We start from the raw sequence: 16,101 nt of genomic DNA on the forward strand, positions 1-16,101 counted from the left end.
CAGCCGTCATGTGATCGCCATGGTGCACGCACAAAGGAAGTGACCGGGCCGTGGCGGGATGGCAGCCTGGGGCCATGTCTGACACTTCTGGAGTCGCGTCGCTCTTCTCGCACGGCCGGCTGACCGCGATCCCGCGCAAGGCCGCACGGCGCGAGCAGCTGCTCGACCACTTGACCCTGACGCTCTTCGAGACCGGCCACGACTACACCGAGCGCGAGGTCAACGACGCGCTGCTCACCGTGCACGACGACTTCTCGGCGCTGCGGCGCTATCTGGTCGAGAGCGGACGGCTTGCTCGTCCGAAGGACGGCAGCAGCTACCGGAGGGTGCGCTGATCGTGGGGATGACCGGGTTCGCGGTGCAGGGGGCGGCCGTACGGTCCCTGGGGGAGCGGTGGCTGCGGGAGCTGGGCGCCGCGGAGGACGGGGACTTCGTCTGCTCGCCCGCCGGGCTGTGGCTGGCGCTCGGCGCCGTCGCGGCCGGTGCGCGCGGGGCCACGGCGGAGGAACTGCGGGCGCTCCTTGGCGTTGCGGGCGACGGGGCCGCGGAGGCGGTGACCGAGGGCGCGCGGGCGCTGGCGGCCACCGATGCGCTGGCGGTGGCCAGTCGGGTGTGGACGCGGGTCCCGGTGTACGAGGCGTACCGGGCCGCGCTGCCCGACATCGGGTTCGGGCCCATGGATGAGGGCGAGATGGATGCCTGGGTCCGGGAGATGACCGGGGGGCTCGTCGAGAAGCTGCCGATCCGGCTCGACGGCTCCATCGAGCTGGCGCTGGTCAACGCCCTTGCCCTGAAGGCGTATTGGGAGACGCCGTTCGAGGCCTCCTTCACTCGGGACCTGCCTTTCACCGACGCGTCCGGGGTGCGGCACCAGGTGCCCACCATGCGGCGGCGCGTTCCGGTGCGCGATGCGTGGCGGGTCGGGGAGGCGTACGTCGTCGAGCTGCGTACGGAGGGCGCGGGCGCTCGCGTCCGGTTCGTGCTGGGGGCCGAGGGTGCGTCGGCCCCTGAGGTACTGGCTGCGGGATGGGCCGAGCGGGGCGAGGGGATCGCGGCCGATGTGGTGAGTGTGGCGCTGCCGCGCTTCTCCCTCCGTACGAAGATCGATGTGATGGAGCAACTCCCCGCACTGGGTGTCGAGTTGGCCACGGGCGACTCGGCCGACTTCTTGGGGATGTCGCCCGTACCGCTGAAGATCGAGCAGGTGGCGCAGGAAGCTGTCGTGAAGGTCGCCGAGAAGGGGATCGAGGCGGCGGCCGTGACCGTGGTCGCGATGGCCCGGGCGGCCGGTCCGCCCCCGCCCGAGCGCGTCGAGCACATCGCCTTCGACCGGCCGTTCGGGGTCGTGGTGCTGGACGGGAGCGGTGAGGTGCCGCTCTTCGCGGGGTGGCGGGCGAGCGCGCCCACGGAGGGCTGAGGGTCAGCGGAGCGGTGGCGGGGCCTGGACCGAGAGGGGCGGGATCACCGGGCGGCGGCGGTGTGCCCGTACGAGGAGCAGCGCCACCGCCACGGCTGCCAGGGCGAGTGTGCCGAGTGCGGTCAGGAGCCAGGCCGGGATGCCGGCGACCTTCAGCAACGTGTCGGTGTAGATGACCTGTTGGTACGGGGTGTCGGTGGCCATGCGCGTCAGTTCGTGGTCCGCGTCGATTCTGGACGGTGCGGGGAAGGTCTGGTCGATCGCCGTCAAGTACGTCTGGCCGTCGGCCAGTTGGCCCACCGGACCCTCGGAGGCGACCTTCCCCGCGTAGGTGACCGCAGGGCGCATGCCGCCGATCCAGTCCTTGGGCTCCATGCGGTGGGAGGCCAGGACGTACAGGCCCAGCGACTGCTGTGACTTCGCGCGGCGCGAGAGGCGCATCGGATAGACCAGGCGGTCGCTGGCGAAGCTCAGGGCGAGCGGGTCGAGGGTGCCCGTGAGGGCCTTGCCCTGCTGTCGTGGGGCCAGGCGGATCGCCACGTACTCCCACTTCTGGTCGACGTACGGCTGGAGGTCCGCGGTCAGTCCCGCCGGGAGGTCGAAGCCGTTGGTACGGAGCCAACTGCCCAGTGCGGACGGGTCGGTGGCGGTCAGGCGCGCGACGTCGAAGGGCCCCAGGCTCTCGCGGCCCACCACATGGACCGGTGCGGAGGCCGCGGCGTGTGGGGCGCCGTCGCCGCTGGTGTGCGCGTCGTCGAAGGGCCAGTCGCCGTCGTCGGGGAGGAAGTGCGTGCGGGTCCGGTGCACCGGGGCCGTGATCTTCTCCAGCTCGTCGAACAGCTTGCGGTCGCCGAGGGCGACGGTCGCACGGTGCGGGACGGGCATGATCCATGCGGCGCTGCGGGCGGTGCCGGTGACCGTCAGGCTCATCACGATCTGTTCGGTGCTGCCGTCCCAACGGACCGCCGAGGTCTCGCGGTTGACGTCGAGCCGGTCGCCGGGGTGGTGGACCATGGCGCCGCAGCCGCAGGCGTACGCGGGGGAGACCAGCGATCCGAGCTGCAGGGTCGCCAGGATGGCCAGTACCGTCAGAACCGCTCTGTACCGCACGTCTCGCGCCTCCCCGTCGTACCGCTGGACAGCGGCTGAGACGGCGGGGAGGCGCGGGCGGTTCCGTGTACGTGCGGGGAGGTGCCAGGACGCGCCGGGCCGTCCTACGCGGCGGCCCGCAGTGCGCGTGCCTCCGCCTGCGTCTCGACCGCCGGGGGCGAGCCGGGCAGGGGGCGGCGGGCGCTCTCCGGCATGAAGAGGACGGCGATTCCGCCGATGACCGCCGCGGCCATCACGTAGTACGCGGGCATCATCATGTTGCCGGTCGCGCCGATCAGCGCGGTGATCACCAGCGGCGTCGTACCGCCGAAGACCGACACCGAGATGTTGAAGCCGATCGACAGCGAGCCGGAGCGGACCTTCGTCGGGAACAGCGCGGGCAGCGCCGAAGGCATCGACGAGGTGAAGCAGACCAGGAGCAGGCCGAACGCGGCCATGCCCAGGGCGATCGCGAGCAGTCCGCCCTGGCGGATCAGCAGCAGTGCGGGCACCGAGAGGAGCAGGAAGCCCGCGCAGCCCGCGCCGATCACCGGGCGGCGGCCGTAGCGGTCGGTGAGGCGGCCCGCGAAGGGGTGGACGGCCATCATCAGCGCCATGACGGCGAGGACGACGAGCAGGCCGTGCGTCTCGTCGTAGTGGAGCTCGGAGGTCAGATAGCTCGGCATGTACGACAGGAGCATGTAGTCGGTGACGTTGAAGACCAGGACCAGGGCGATGCAGAGCAGCATCGCCCGCCACTGGCCCACGAGCATGTCCCGTACTGAACTCTTCTGCTCCTTCTGCTTGTCCTCGGCCTCCTGTGCGAGCTTCGTGAACGCGGGGGTCTCCTCCAGGCGCATCCGCAGATAGAGGCCGATGAGGCCCATCGGGCCCGCGATCAGGAACGGGATCCGCCAGCCCCACGACTCGAGCGAGCTCGTGCTCAGGAGCGCGGTGAGCAGCGTGACCAGGCCCGCGCCGCCGATGTAGCCGGCGAGCGTGCCGAACTCCAGGAAGCTGCCGAGGAATCCGCGCTTGCGGTCGGGCGCGTACTCGGCGACGAAGGTCGCGGCGCTGCCGTACTCCCCGCCGGTCGAGAAGCCCTGCACCAGGCGGGCGGCGAGCAGCAGGACCGGGGCCCAGACGCCGATCGTCGCGTACGAGGGGATCAGGCCGATCGCGAAGGTGCCCGCGGCCATCATGATCATGGTGATGGCGAGGACCTTCTGGCGGCCGATGCGGTCGCCGAGCGGTCCGAAGACCAGGCCGCCGAAGGGCCGTACGAGGAAGGCCGCGGCGAAGGCACCGAACGTCGACAGCAATTGCGCGGTGGGGTCCGCGGACGGGAAGAAGACGTGTCCGAGGGTGACCGCGATATAGCTGTAGACGCCGAAGTCGAACCACTCCATGGCGTTGCCGAGTGCGGCGGCCTTCACGGCGCGGTTGACCATCGCCGGGTCGGTGACCGTCACGTCGAGCGGGGTGTGCTGCCCGCGCTGCTCGTGCTGCTCGTGCTGGACGGGTCGGGGCGGTGCTGCTGCGTGCGGAGGCACGGGAAGGGTTCACCTGCGCTTGGGTCGACTGCAAAGACGTGAGCCGCCTCGTGGGAGGCGGCTCATAAGCGACCTTAGGTGCCACACAGGTCATTACAGACAGTCCAACCATGATCGTCACGCAGTGAATGAACCCGCTCCGACCTGGGCGAACGACCCGTCAGCAGCGGCGCTTCGTACCCCTTTCTTGTGATCTTTGTCGCGGAAGGTGGCCGGAACCGCACGGGTTCGGCGAGGTAAACAGGGGGTGCCGTGCGTCTCTCCCATGGGAAAGTGCGAGGCTCTAGGAATCGGGACGGTATGAGTCTGAACGGGGCGAAAGGCCGGCGCAGCGTGGCGAGTGGCGAGCACAGCGGACCGGGAAGCGTGGCCGGAACAGGGGCGGGCGCCAGGATCGGGGCGGTGCGGGCGGTCATGTGGCTCGTCGTCGCCGTGCTGGCGATACGTCAGCTGGCTGCCGTCTTCCGACTGCCACCCGGCGAGCGGCTGACCGATCTCGACTCCTGGACGGGCGAGAACGGCGTACTGCACCTGACCGGATCGCTCTACGACAGCCACCAGTTCACCGGTACGCCCTTCGCAGGACTCGCGCTGAAGCCCTTCGCGAGCTCCGCCGAGCAGAGCCTCGGCGTCGCCTGGACCTTCGGCACCCTGCTGCTCGTGGCGGCCATCGGCGTCGTCGTCGTCCGCGCGCTGCCGGGGACTCTGTCGCGGCGTACGTCGCTGCTGGCCGCGCCCGCCGCGATCAGCCTGCTCATGGTGTCGCTGCCCGTACGCAACACCCTCAACCTCGGCCAGACCAGCATCATCCCGGTTCTCCTCGTCCTCCTCGGCTGCTTCTCGGCCCGGGGCGAGCGCAGTTCGGGACTGCTCGTCGGGCTCGCGGCCGCGCTCCAGCCGACGGTGCTCCTCTTCGTACCCCTGCTCTGGCTGACCGGCCGCCGCCGCGCCGCCCTCTCCACCACCGCGACGTTCGCCGCGTGCACGGCGCTGGCCTGGTCCGCGATGCCGGGCGACTCCTGGGCGTACTGGATCCACCATGTGGCCGGAGCGGGCCTGGGCGCCAAGCCCGCGGGTCTCGCCAACCAGTCGCTGCACGGGGCGCTTCTGCGCTTCGGGCTCCAAGGGCCCCTGGAAATCGCCCTGTTCCTGGTGCTGGCCGCGGCCGTCTCTGGGCTCGGGCTGTGGCGTGCGGTCCGTTACGCGAAGGACGGCCAGCTCCTCCTGGCCGTCGCGGTCACCGGCTGCGTGGCGGTCGCGGTCTCGCCGACCGCCTGGCAGCACCAGTTGCTGTGGATCCTCCTCGCGGCGGTCGGACGCGTCGGCAGCCGGGCGTCCAACCGCCTGGTCTGGCCCGCGCTGGTCGTTCTGGCGATGACACTCCCCGGCACGATGCTGCTGCCCAACATCGAGGCCGTCTTCCCGTTGCGCGACAACGTGCTGCTCGTCGTGGCACTCGCCGCGGCCTGCGCCGTGCCCTTCCTGCCGCGCACCTCGCCGTACTGGCAGAACCCGGTCCCCACCCTCTACGCGACCCCGCTGCCCGCCCGTTGGGCCCGTGTCCCCTTCGCCCCCTTCTGGCGGCGTGTCCTGACCCGCCCCAACCTGTTCCTGGAGCTGCTCGCCATCCGCGTCGGCTACTCGGTCTACGCACACATCCGGGCGGCGGCGACCGGCGGCCGTTCCACCGCCGAGGCGCACGGCCGCACGATCGTCTCGATCGAGAAGGCCCTGCACATCGACATCGAGCACTGGGCCAACCACGCGATGGTGAAGCTCCCGAGAGTCGAGTCCTTCCTCAACTTCTACTACCAGTCCTTCCACTTCGTCGTCCCGCTGGCGATCCTCGCGGTGCTCTACGTCCGGCGCCCCTCCGACTACCGCTGGGCGCGGACGGCGCTCTCCTTCGCCACGCTGCTCGGCCTGGTCGGCTTCTTCTTCTACCCGCTCGCCCCGCCGCGGCTGATGCCCGGGATGGGCTTCATCGACACGGCCCACGGCGTACAGGACCTGGCGCACCCCGACTACGGTGCGCTGACCGCGATGACGAACCAGTACGCGGCCATGCCCTCGCTGCACTTCGGCTGGTCGCTGTGGTGCGGGATCGTGATCGTCGTGACGGCGCCGAAGTGGTGGATGAAGGCGCTGGGCCTGGTGCATCCGCTGTTCACGGTCACCGCGATCATCGGCACGGCCAATCACTGGGTGCTCGACGCGGTGGGCGGGGCGGCGGTCGTCGCGATGGGCTTCGGCCTTACGTATCTGCTCGCGGGGAGGCGGGAGTTGACGACGACGCCTCAGGATCCGGGTTCGGGTCCGAATCCTGGTCCGAGGACTCCTTCCGGTCGCCGTGACCCGGCCACCACGCCGCGTGCCCGATCAGAGCAGTCAGCGCAGGCGTGAAGATCATCGCCATGATGAAGGCGGCGATCGCGATACCGAAGGCGAGCGAGAAGCCCATCTGGGACAGGGTGGAGTTGCCCGCGAGCATCAGCGTCGCGAACGTACCCGCCAGGATGATGCCCGCCGAGCCGATCGTCGGCCCCGAGTGCCGGATCGCTGTGGCCGCCGCCTCGCGCGGGGAGCGCCCCTCACGGGCCTCCTCGCGCAGCCTGCTGACCATGAGGATGTTGTAGTCGGTGCCGAGCGCGACCACGAACAGGTACATGATCACGGGCAGCATGAACATCAGTCCCGGCTGGCTGCCGATCTGCTGGAAGAGCAGCGAGGTCGCGCCGAGCGTCGCACCGAAGCCGAGCGCCACCGACAGCATCAGATACCAGGGCGCCACCAGGCTCCGCAGCAGCAGCCCGAGGATCACCATGATGCAGAGGGCCGCCACCGGGAAGACCACCGAATAGTCGCGGTCCACGGCCTTGTTGATGTCGACGTACACCGCGGTGATCCCGCCGACCAGGGCCTCGGTCCCGGGCGGTGCGTCCGCGTGGGCGGTCGGCCTGAGCTGGTCCTTCACCGTCGACATGGCGGATTCGGAGGCGGGGGGATCGGCGAGTACGACGGAGAAGTCGGCGGTCGTACGGTCCTGGCTCAGCCGGGCCGGGGCGACCGACCCGACGCCTTCGACGCCCTTGAGCTGTGCATGGAACTTCGCCGTCTCGGCGGCGGTGAGCTCCTGGCCGCCGGTCGACGTCAGATAGACGTTGGTCGGATCGGTGGTGCCCGCGGGGAACCCCTTCTGGAGGTCCTTCAGGGCGACCACGGACTCCTTGTCCTTGGGCAGTGAGGAGCCCGCGAGGTCGAAGTTGGCCTTGTAGCCGAGGGCGCCGAGCGCGAGCGCGCCCATGAACAGGGCGGACAGCACGGCCCAGACGACGGGCTTACGGCCGACTGCCTTGCCCAGCTTGGTGAATCCGGACCCCTGCGGCTCGCGCTGCCACGACTTGGAGGGCCAGAACACCTTGGTGCCGAGCAGCGACACCACGGCCGGTACGAGGGTGAGCCCGGCCAGCAGCGTGACGAAGACGGCGATGGCGAGGGCGGGGCCCATGGAGCGCAGCATCCCCAGCGAGGAGAGCGTCAGCGCGGCGAAGGCGACGATGACGGCGCCGGCCGCGGAGGTGATGGCCTCACCGACCCGCTCGACGGCGTGCACCATGCCGGACTTGGGGTCCTCGCCGGCCCGCAGCGCCTCTCTGTACCGGAACAGCAGGAACAGGATGTAGTCGGTCCCGACGCCGAACAGGACGACGGTCAGCAGCTCCTGGATGGAGGAGTCCGCCTTCATGTCGAAGAGCTTGTTGGCGGAGGCGATGAGGCCCGTCGCCATGGGCGAGATCAAGCCGATCAGGACGACCGGCAGGAACGCGATGATCGGCGACCGGAAGATCACGGACAGCAGGACGATGATGATGACGATCGTGCCGACCCCGACGAGCAGCCCGGCCTTCTTCGACGAGTCGGCCTCGTCGAGCGCCTGAGCGGCGGATCCGGTGACTCCGGCCTGGAGATCCGACCCCTTGATGTCGCTCTGCAGATCGGTGCGGAGCGTCTTCACGGCGTCCTGCTGCTTGGTGTCCGAGGGGTCGGTGACCTTCGGCATGGCCACGACGGACGTCTGCACCAGCCCGTTGGGCGACACGGCCCCGGGGACGACCCTCTCCACCTGGGGGATCTTCTGCGCCTGCAGCTCCTTGGAGACCCGTACGACCTCGGCGGAGTCCGCGGCGGTCAGCCTGCCGCCGTCGGAGCGGGTGAAGACGATGACCGCGCCGACGTTCTCCTGCGCGGGGAACTGCTTCTCCTGAAGATCGGCGGCCTGGATGGACTCGTAGTTGTCCGGCAGGAAGCTCGCCTCGTCACTGCTGGAGGTGAGCTTGGGGGCGAGGGAGATGACCGCGACGGCTGCGACGATCCAAGTGGCGATGATCCACCAGGGACGACGGACCACGAACCGGCCAAGACCAGCAAACATGCGACGGCTGCCTCTCCTCGCCCCCGAGGCGGATCACTCGCGTCCAGCCAGGATCCGTCGCCGGACCGGGCCTCGCCACTCGAGAGCCCTCCCCCCGTGATCAGCGCCCCACCGCCGGGCAGAGCGTGCGGCCGGTGCCGCTGGACCCCCTAGCATCGGCGTCACCTCGTCGACCGCTGGAGTTTGCTGCCATGTCATTGCCCCGCATCGGAGTCGTCATCGTCACGATGGGTAATCGCCCGCGGGAACTGGATGCTCTGATCGCCTCGGTGGACCGGCAGGACGCGGCACCCGCCCGGGTCGTGCTGGTAGGCAGCGCGAATCCGCTCACGGATGTCGCGTACGACGTCACCAAGATCCCGCTCAAGGACAACCCGGGCTGCCCCGGCGCCCGTAACGTCGGACTGCGGACGCTCTGCGCGTCGGGCGACGTGGACGTCGTCGTCGAACTGGACGACGACGGGCTGCTCGTCGCCGACGACGTCTTCCGTACGGTCCAGGAGCTGTACGCGGCCGATCCTGCCCTCGGCATCGTCTCGTTCCGCATCGCCGATGAGCAAGGTCGGACGCAGCGGCGGCATGTGCCGCGGCTGCGCTCCGACGACCCCATGCGGCGCGGGCTGGTGACCGCGTTCCTCGGAGGCGGTCACGCGCTGTCGGTCCCGATGCTTGATGAAATCGGCCTGTGGCCCGCCGAGTTCTTCTTCGGACATGAGGAGTCCGACCTCGCCTGGCGGTGTCTGGACGCGGGCTGGAAGATCCTTTACGAACCCGGGCTCGTCCTCCAGCATCCGAAGACCTCCCCGGCCCGCCATGCCACGCACTACCGCTTCACCGCGCGCAACCGGGTCTGGCTCGCCCGCCGTCGGCTGCCGTTTCCTCTCGTCCCCGTCTATCTCGGCGTATGGACCGTGCTCACCCTCGCGCGGATCCGCTCCTTGTCCGGACTGCGCGCCTGGGGTGGGGGCTTCGCGGAGGGAGTGCGGACCGCTTGCGGCCCGCGCAAACCGATGAAGTGGCGGACCGTATGGCGCATGACGCGGCTGGGACGGCCTCCCCTGATCTGAACGGTCCTGCCGCGTCATCGTCCAACCGGGACTGCCGTGTGGGGAGTTGAGTTGGTGGTGGGCGCGGTCGTCGCCTTCGTGTGGTTGCGGACCAGGAGGCAGGCCAGGGCTCCGAGGAGGACCACCGCGATCGGGAGGATCGCCGTCACGTGGAGGGTGGCCACGAAAGCGGCCGCGTACGTCTTCCCCATGGCCAGTTCTGCGGCCAGCCGGCCCTGGAGCAGGGCGCCCACCGTGGCCGCGCCGATCACCGAACCGATCTGGCGCATCGTGTTGTTGACGCCCGAAGCGGCGCCCGCCAGGCGGGGATCGATGGTGCGCATCGCCTCCGTGGACATCGGGGCGATGATGCAGCCGACGCCGAGGCCTGTGATCACCGTGGCCGGGATGAAGGCGTACCAGGAGGTCGTGGGGCCGGCGATGAGGACGATGGCCGCCAAACCGGCCGCGTACAGCGTCAGTCCGGTCATGAGGAGGTACTTGCCGCCGATCCGGTCGGAGAGGCGGCCTGCGAACGGGCCCACCGTCATCGAGACGAGCGAGGACGGGGCGAGGACCAGGCCGGCCTTCATCGCGCTCAGGTGCAGCACGGACTGCAGGTAGAGGTTGAAGGGCAGCACCAGGCCGATCATGGCCATGGAGACCAGCGCGACGAGCACCGTCATGACGGTGAAGTTGCGGTCGCGGAAGAGCGCGAACGGCACCAGGGGGTCGCTGTCCTGCCTGCGGCGCTGGTGGAACACGAATCCGGCGAAGAGCGCGACGGCGGCGGCGAGCAGTGCCTGGATGCCGGGGCCCCAGTGGTAGTGGCCGCCTTCCTGGAGGCCAAAGGCCAGGCAGAACAGGGCGGTTGTGGCGATGAGGACGCCCATGAAATCGAAGCGGCGCGTGCGGCCGGTGCGGAGGTCGGGGACGACGAGGAAGGTCAGGATCAGGGCGGCGATGCCGATCGGTACGTTCACCAGGAAGATCCAGCGCCAGCCGACCGTGGAGACCAGGATCCCGCCCAGCGTCGGCCCCGACAGCGTGGCCAGGCCCGCGACCGTGCCCCAGATCCCCATCGCGGTGCCGCGTCGCGCCGCCGGGAAGACGGCGATGATGAGCGCCATGGTCTGCGGTACGAGCAGCGCGGCGCCCAGGCCCTGGACGGCGCGGGCCGCGATCAGCAGGCCGGCGGTCGGCGCGAGTCCGCAGGCGACGCTGGCGAGGGTGAAGACCACCAGGCCGGCGGCGAAGAGGTTGCGTGCGCCGAAGAGGTCTCCGAGACGGCCCGCGGTGATGGTGAGGACCGCCAGGACGAGGGCGTAACCGCTGACCACCCAGAGGGTCTGGTCGAGCGAGGCGCCCAGTCCTTCGATCATCTCCGGGATGGCGATGTTGACGATCGTCAGGTCGAGCAGGGTCATGAAGAACCCGAGCGAGAGCGTCACCAGGACCGCCCACGGGTTCGCGTGCCACCGCTGCATCGGATTCCGCATGAGTTCTGCCCACCCCTTCGCCAGGCCCCGGATGTGCCGGGGCCGTCTGAGAAGAAACATAACCCATCCAGTTTGATGTATCAAGCTTGATGCATCCATGGAGATGGAATATGGCCGGTGTGCGCAGCCGCTTGTCCGCCACGCGCTATGGCGCCACCGGGGCGGACGGAAGTTGTCCGCTACGCGCAATCGGGCGTCATCAAACGCCGTTCCCCCAGGGCAGGTTGGGAACCTAGCGTGATCGGTGCGGCGCCCGGTGCGCACGGGTGGCTCTTTCCGCGTCCGACATCCACGCCTGATCTCCAGGGGGAACCCATGTCCTCGATCGCCACCACTGCACGCGGTTCGACGCCGCTCGCCGTAGCACCGCGCCGACCCGGACTCATGCTGTTCATGGTCTGCATCGCGATTTTCATGCTGATGCTCGACGCGATGGTCGTCTCCGCCGCGCTCGCCGACATCCGCTCGGAGTTCGACGCGTCCATCGACGGCCTGCAGTGGATCGTCGACGCCTACTCGATCCCGCTGGCCGGCCTCATGCTGACCTTTGGTGCGCTCGGCGACCGGTTCGGGCGCAAGCAGTTGTTCGTGACCGGCATGATCGTGTTCACCGCCGCGTCGCTGGGGCTGACCCTTGCAGGCGGCATCGTGCAGCTCGACGTACTGCGTGTGGTGCAGGGGATCGGCGCCGCGATGCTGTTCGCCACCGCGCTGCCGCTGCTGGCGGTCGCGTTCCCCGAAGTGGGGGCGCGGGCGAAGGCGATCGGAGTCTACGGGGCGGTGATGGCGGGCGCGACGGTCCTCGGGCCGGTCATCGGAGGTGCGCTGGTCACCCAGTTCGGGTGGCGTTCGATCTTCACCGTCAATGTGCCGATCGGGATCGCCGTGACCGTACTGGCGGTACTGAAAATGCCCAGGACAGCCAGTACACCTAATCGCCGCGCCGACCTGCTCGGTTCGCTGCTGCTCACCGGGGGGCTCGTGGCCGGCGTGTTCGCCCTGACGCGGAGCAACGCGCTCGGCTGGGCGTCGGGGACGGTCCTCTCCCTGCTCATCACCGGCGTCGTCCTGGTGATCGCGTTCCTGGTCTGGCAGACGCGGGCCGAGCACCCGCTCCTCGACATTTCGATGGCGAAGAAGCCCGGGTTCACCGGCACCGCGGTCGTGTCGGTCGCGCACATGGCCACGCTGATGGCCGCCGCCACCTACCTGGCGCTCTTCCTGATGGGTGCGCTCGGCTGCACGCCGCTGGAGATGGGGCTGCGGCTGCTGCCGATCAGCCTCTGCGCGATGATCGCCGCGCCCGTGACCGCGATCGTCGCCAAGCGTGTGCCGATCGGGCTCGGTCTGACGGTCACCATGGCGATGGTGACCGCGGGCATGTACCTGCTGGGCAACTTCGGGTACGGCGACAGCTGGACGCACTTCCTGCCCGGAATGGTCGTCGGCGGGCTTGGCATCGGCGCGCTCACCACGCTCAACCAAGCCGCGTCGCTGACCTTCGCCTCGCAGGAGAACGCGGGCATGTCCACCGCCACGTTCGCCACGCTGCGGCAGGTGGGCATGGCCATGGGGATCGCCGGGCTCGGTGCGATCTTCAGCCATGTCGCCACGGACAAGGCGGAGTCCGGGCTCGCGGCGTTTCCCGGGACCGGCGCCGTGCCACAGGACCTCAAGCAGCAGTTCGTCGACCAGGTCGGGTCAGGGGCTGGACATCAGGTGGTCGACGCGGTGCCCGCTCAGCTGCACGACGCGGTGCCCGCGCTGACCCGCGTCGCCGAACACGCGTCGATCGACGCACTGAACGCCGTGGCGGACCTGGGCGCGGTCATCGGTGCGTTCGCTGTGGTCGTCGCGGGGGTCGCCTTCACGATCGACCGCCGCCGGCAGCGGGATCCGGCGCCCCTGACTGCGTGATCGTGGATGAGGCACCGCTTCCGCCGAAGTACGCGGCGGGAGTGGTGCCTATCTCGCGCCGGAACGCGGTGATGAAAGCGCTGGCTGTGCGGTAGCCGACCGCGCGGGCGACCCGGGAGATCGGCTGCCCCATGCCGAGCATCGGCAGCGACGCGTTCAGGCGTTCGTACGTCCTCCAGCTGGCGAAGCTCACCCCCGTCTCGGCGCGGAACCGGCGCGAGAGAGTACGCGGCGACGCCCCGACCTCCCGGCCCCAGTCCTCCAGGTCACGGGGATCGGCGGGGTCCTGCTTGATGGCGAGTGCCACCTGCAGGGCCAGCGGGCCGGTGGGGAGGATGGTCGGGATCGTGGCGACCGACAGGGGCCGCATCACGTCCCAGAGCACGGCCGTGACCCGGGCGCGGTGCTCCTCCGCGCCGGCGCCGAGGCCCACGAGGTGGGTCAGCAGGGGGCCGAACAGCCCGGTGGCGTCGACGACGGTCGGGACGTCCCAGCGCAGCGGACAGTCCTGCGGCTCGAAGAACAGCGAGATCATCATCACGGACGAGTTGGGGACGACCGCGTGATCCACGCCGCTGGGAATCCACAGCGCGCGCGAGCGCTGGACCACCCAGCGGAAGTTGCCGACTTCCATGGTGAGCAGACCGCTCGGAGCCCAAGTCAGCTGATGCTGCGGGTGGTTGTGGGTGGAGATGTCGGCCCCGGTCCTCAGTGGGAGGACCATGCTCGCGAGAGCCGGATTGCCGAGGGCGAAGTGCGGTTCGCTGATCACGGACTCCGACTCTACTGTCAACTCACGGCATTGCGCAGGGCCGCGATGTGGGCGGGCAGCGGGATGCCGGGCGGCAGGGCCGGGTCCGGCTGCGGGGTGCCGATGGTGGTGGCGTACGGGATGACGCCCGCCCAGAGGCCGAGTGCGCCGTCGGGGCCCTCCGCGTCCTCGGGCGGGCCCGACGCGGTCTTCACCGAGACCTCGTCCAGGGGCAGCGCGAGGAGTGAAGTGGCGCGCAGCTCCTTGGTGTTGGGGCTGCGGGCGTACTCCCACTGGCCGGGTGCGCAGTGTTCGGTCAGGGTGCGCAGGCCGGTCAGGAGCGCTTCGGGGTCGCTGGCGTGGGTGATCAGCCCGGGGGTGCCGTAGATCATCGCGCTGCGGTAGTTCACGCCGTGCTCGAAGACGGAGCGGGCCAGGACCAGGCCGTCGACGTGGGTGATCGTCACGCAGACCGTGGCGTCGGGGGAGTGCGCCAGGCTGCGGCTGGCCACGGAACCGTGGAGGTAGAGGGTGCGGGTCGCGAAGTCCACGCCGTACACCGTGGGGACGACCATCGGGGCGCCGTCGATCAGGACGCCCAGGTGGCAGACGAAGCCCGCGCGCAGGATCGCGTCCAGCTCCGCGCGGGAGGTGCTGCCCTGCTCGCGGAGGCGGCGATGGCGGGTGCGCTCCGTCACGGTCAGCTGCTGATTCGGTTCCTGGTCGCTCATGATCCTGCCGATTTCGTCGTCCTGCTCTGGCAGGGCGACTATTTCAGCAGTACGGCAGGCTGTACAGGGCGGCCGGACGGCAGGGGCCGGGGAGCGGGGGAGGGCCGGCCCCTGCCGTCCGAGTGTGGGTGTCAGCCCGTTGTCACCTGGAGTTCCTTGATGCCGTTCAGCCAGGCCGAGCGGAGGCGGCGCGGGTCGCCGGCCGGTTTCAGGTTCGGGAGTGCGTCGGCTATCGCGTTGAAGATCAGGTTGATCTCCAGGACCGCCAGGGACTTGCCCAGGCAGAAGTGCGGGCCTCCGCCGCCGAAGCCGAGGTGGGGGTTGGGGTCCCTGGTGATGTCGAACTGCTCGGGTGCGTCGAAGACTTCGGGGTCGTTGTTGGCGGAGGAGTAGAAGAGCCCGACGCGGTCGCCCGCCTTGATCTTCTGGCCGCCCAGCTCCAGGTCCTGGGTCGCCGTGCGCTGGAAGGAGACCACCGGGGTCGCCCAGCGGACGATCTCCTCGGCCGTGGTCTCGGGGCGGTCGCGCTTGTAGAGCTCCCACTGCTCGGGGTGGGTGAGGAAGGCGTGCATGCCGTGGCTGATCGCGTTGCGGGTCGTCTCGTTGCCGGCCACCGCGAGGAGGATCACGAAGAAGCCGAACTCGTCGGAGGAGAGGTTGCCTTCGCCCTCCGCCGCCACGAGCTGGGACACGATGTCCTTGGCCGGGCACTCCTTGCGGGCGGCCGCGATGCCCATGGAGTACGCGACGATCTCCGCCGCCGCCTCCATGCCGGCCTCGGCGGTGATCGCGTACTCGGGATCGTCGTACGCCGCCATCTTGTTGGACCAGTCGAAGATCTTCGCGCGGTCCTCCTGCGGTACGCCGATCAGCTCCGCGATCGCCTGCAGCGGCAGCTCCACGGCGATGTTGTTGACGAAGTCGAAGCCGCCCTCGGGGGAGGCGTTCTCCAGGGCCTTCGCGACGATGGAGTGCGCCCGGTTGCGCAGCGCCTCTTCCAGGGAGCGGATCGAGCGCGGCGTGAAGCCGCGCTGCACGATCTGGCGGACCCGGGTGTGCTCCGGCGGGTCCATGTTGAGCATGATCAGCCGCTGGGCGTCGATCGCCTCGCGCTTGATCGACTCGTTGAAGCGGATGACCGCGGTGTTCGTGTGCGAGGAGAAGAGCTCCGGGTGCGTCGAGACGTACTTGACGTCCGCATGGCGGGTCACCGCCCAGTAGCCCTCGTCGTCGAAGCCGGAGATGCCTCTCGGCTGGGCGCACCACCAGACCGGGGCGGTCTGCCGCATCTCGGCGAACTCCGGGTGGGGGACGCGGGACTGGAGCAGATCGGGGTCCGTGAAGTCGAATCCCTCGGGCAGATGGGGGCATTGCATGGGCATCCGTCAACTCCAGGTCGGGGTGAGGGCTGTCTGACGACCCATCAGAAGTTGACCGCAACGTAGTAACGAGTTCTACAAGGTGCAAGGGTTCCGGTCGGATCCGTTGCGCGCAAGAGGTGCGCGATGACCATGCAATGACTGTGCAAGACCCTTGCGTACCGGGGGTAGCAGTTAGCAGACTGCGGGGAGAACTAGAACGCGTATCAGTTCTGGCGGTGGGGGTGTCCTGCTGCGACTCGCGCCGGGAAGCGCGTCGTGGGCAGCGCAACCATCGATTGAGGAAC

11 protein-coding genes and 1 pseudogene are annotated in these 16,101 nt (G+C 69.6%); 5 read left to right on the plus strand and 7 right to left on the minus strand.

What is annotated here, in order from left to right; all coding sequences use genetic code 11:
* Window positions 1-74: 74 nt before the first annotated feature.
* Complete coding sequence (locus AB0H78_RS26985; RefSeq protein ID WP_363237195.1) at window positions 75-335, plus strand: DUF2087 domain-containing protein; 261 nt, start codon at window positions 75-77, stop codon at window positions 333-335.
* A gap of 8 nt (window positions 336-343) precedes the next feature.
* The gene (locus AB0H78_RS26990) at window positions 344-1,417 is read left to right on the plus strand and encodes a serpin family protein (RefSeq protein ID WP_363237407.1); all 1,074 of its coding nucleotides are present in this window, start codon (window positions 344-346) and stop codon (window positions 1,415-1,417) included.
* 3 nt (window positions 1,418-1,420) lie between these two features.
* Here AB0H78_RS26990 and AB0H78_RS26995 read toward each other — a convergent pair whose 3' ends face one another.
* Both AB0H78_RS26995 and proP read right to left on the minus strand, forming a co-directional pair.
* Window positions 1,421-2,527, minus strand: coding sequence for a DUF2330 domain-containing protein (locus AB0H78_RS26995; protein WP_363237196.1), 1,107 nt, complete (start codon window positions 2,525-2,527; stop codon window positions 1,421-1,423).
* A gap of 104 nt (window positions 2,528-2,631) precedes the next feature.
* A complete protein-coding gene (gene proP / locus AB0H78_RS27000; protein WP_363237408.1) occupies window positions 2,632-3,978 on the minus strand; it encodes a glycine betaine/L-proline transporter ProP in 1,347 nt (448 codons plus the stop codon).
* A gap of 495 nt (window positions 3,979-4,473) precedes the next feature.
* Between proP and AB0H78_RS27005 the strand changes: the two genes are divergently transcribed.
* The gene (locus AB0H78_RS27005; protein WP_363237409.1) at window positions 4,474-6,462 is read left to right on the plus strand and encodes a bifunctional glycosyltransferase 87/phosphatase PAP2 family protein; all 1,989 of its coding nucleotides are present in this window, start codon (window positions 4,474-4,476) and stop codon (window positions 6,460-6,462) included.
* Between the two features lie 10 nt (window positions 6,463-6,472).
* On the opposite strand, the pseudogene AB0H78_RS27010 reads toward AB0H78_RS27005, so the two are convergent.
* Window positions 6,473-8,491, minus strand: a pseudogene (locus AB0H78_RS27010) (MMPL family transporter); the annotation flags it as partial.
* A 191-nt stretch (window positions 8,492-8,682) separates the two neighbouring features.
* Between AB0H78_RS27010 and AB0H78_RS27015 the strand changes: the two are divergent.
* Window positions 8,683-9,558 carry a glycosyltransferase gene (locus AB0H78_RS27015; protein WP_363237197.1) on the plus strand — a complete coding sequence of 292 codons (876 nt, stop codon included), beginning with the start codon at window positions 8,683-8,685 and terminating at the stop codon, window positions 9,556-9,558.
* Window positions 9,559-9,572: 14 nt separating this feature from the next.
* Here AB0H78_RS27015 and AB0H78_RS27020 read toward each other — a convergent pair whose 3' ends face one another.
* Window positions 9,573-11,036: a DHA2 family efflux MFS transporter permease subunit gene (locus tag AB0H78_RS27020; RefSeq protein WP_363237198.1), complete on the minus strand. Its 1,464-nt coding sequence runs from the start codon at window positions 11,034-11,036 to the stop codon at window positions 9,573-9,575.
* A gap of 315 nt (window positions 11,037-11,351) precedes the next feature.
* Here AB0H78_RS27020 and AB0H78_RS27025 point away from each other — a divergent pair, with 315 nt between their 5' ends.
* Window positions 11,352-12,953 (plus strand): MFS transporter, encoded by a 1,602-nt coding sequence (locus AB0H78_RS27025; RefSeq protein ID WP_363237199.1) that lies wholly within the window; start codon window positions 11,352-11,354, stop codon window positions 12,951-12,953.
* Here the strand turns inward: AB0H78_RS27025 and AB0H78_RS27030 are convergent.
* The 3 genes from AB0H78_RS27030 to AB0H78_RS27040 form a co-directional block, all read right to left on the minus strand.
* Window positions 12,904-13,725, minus strand: coding sequence for a helix-turn-helix transcriptional regulator (locus tag AB0H78_RS27030; RefSeq protein WP_363237200.1), 822 nt, complete (start codon window positions 13,723-13,725; stop codon window positions 12,904-12,906). The genes AB0H78_RS27025 and AB0H78_RS27030 overlap by 50 nt on opposite strands.
* A gap of 17 nt (window positions 13,726-13,742) precedes the next feature.
* Window positions 13,743-14,435, minus strand: coding sequence for a pyridoxamine 5'-phosphate oxidase family protein (locus tag AB0H78_RS27035; protein WP_363237201.1), 693 nt, complete (start codon window positions 14,433-14,435; stop codon window positions 13,743-13,745).
* 131 nt (window positions 14,436-14,566) lie between these two features.
* Window positions 14,567-15,811, minus strand: coding sequence for a cytochrome P450 (locus tag AB0H78_RS27040; protein WP_363237410.1), 1,245 nt, complete (start codon window positions 15,809-15,811; stop codon window positions 14,567-14,569).
* Window positions 15,812-16,101: the final 290 nt, after the last annotated feature.

The organism is Streptomyces sp. NPDC050738 (genome assembly GCF_040654175.1).
In the GTDB taxonomy this organism is placed as follows: domain Bacteria; phylum Actinomycetota; class Actinomycetes; order Streptomycetales; family Streptomycetaceae; genus Streptomyces.

What these genes read in the sequence shown, in the direction of transcription:
- AB0H78_RS26985 (WP_363237195.1), top strand. Translation starts at nt 75, where the DNA reads ATGTCTGACACTTCTGGAGTCGCGTCGCTCTTCTCGCACGGCCGGCTG.
- AB0H78_RS26990 (WP_363237407.1), top strand. Translation starts at nt 344, where the DNA reads ATGACCGGGTTCGCGGTGCAGGGGGCGGCCGTACGGTCCCTGGGGGAG.
- AB0H78_RS27005 (WP_363237409.1), top strand. Translation starts at nt 4,474, where the DNA reads ATGTGGCTCGTCGTCGCCGTGCTGGCGATACGTCAGCTGGCTGCCGTC.
- AB0H78_RS27015 (WP_363237197.1), top strand. Translation starts at nt 8,683, where the DNA reads ATGTCATTGCCCCGCATCGGAGTCGTCATCGTCACGATGGGTAATCGC.
- AB0H78_RS27020 (WP_363237198.1), bottom strand. Translation starts at nt 11,036, where the DNA reads ATGCGGAATCCGATGCAGCGGTGGCACGCGAACCCGTGGGCGGTCCTG.
- AB0H78_RS27025 (WP_363237199.1), top strand. Translation starts at nt 11,352, where the DNA reads ATGTCCTCGATCGCCACCACTGCACGCGGTTCGACGCCGCTCGCCGTA.
- AB0H78_RS27035 (WP_363237201.1), bottom strand. Translation starts at nt 14,435, where the DNA reads ATGAGCGACCAGGAACCGAATCAGCAGCTGACCGTGACGGAGCGCACC.
- AB0H78_RS27040 (WP_363237410.1), bottom strand. Translation starts at nt 15,811, where the DNA reads ATGCAATGCCCCCATCTGCCCGAGGGATTCGACTTCACGGACCCCGAT.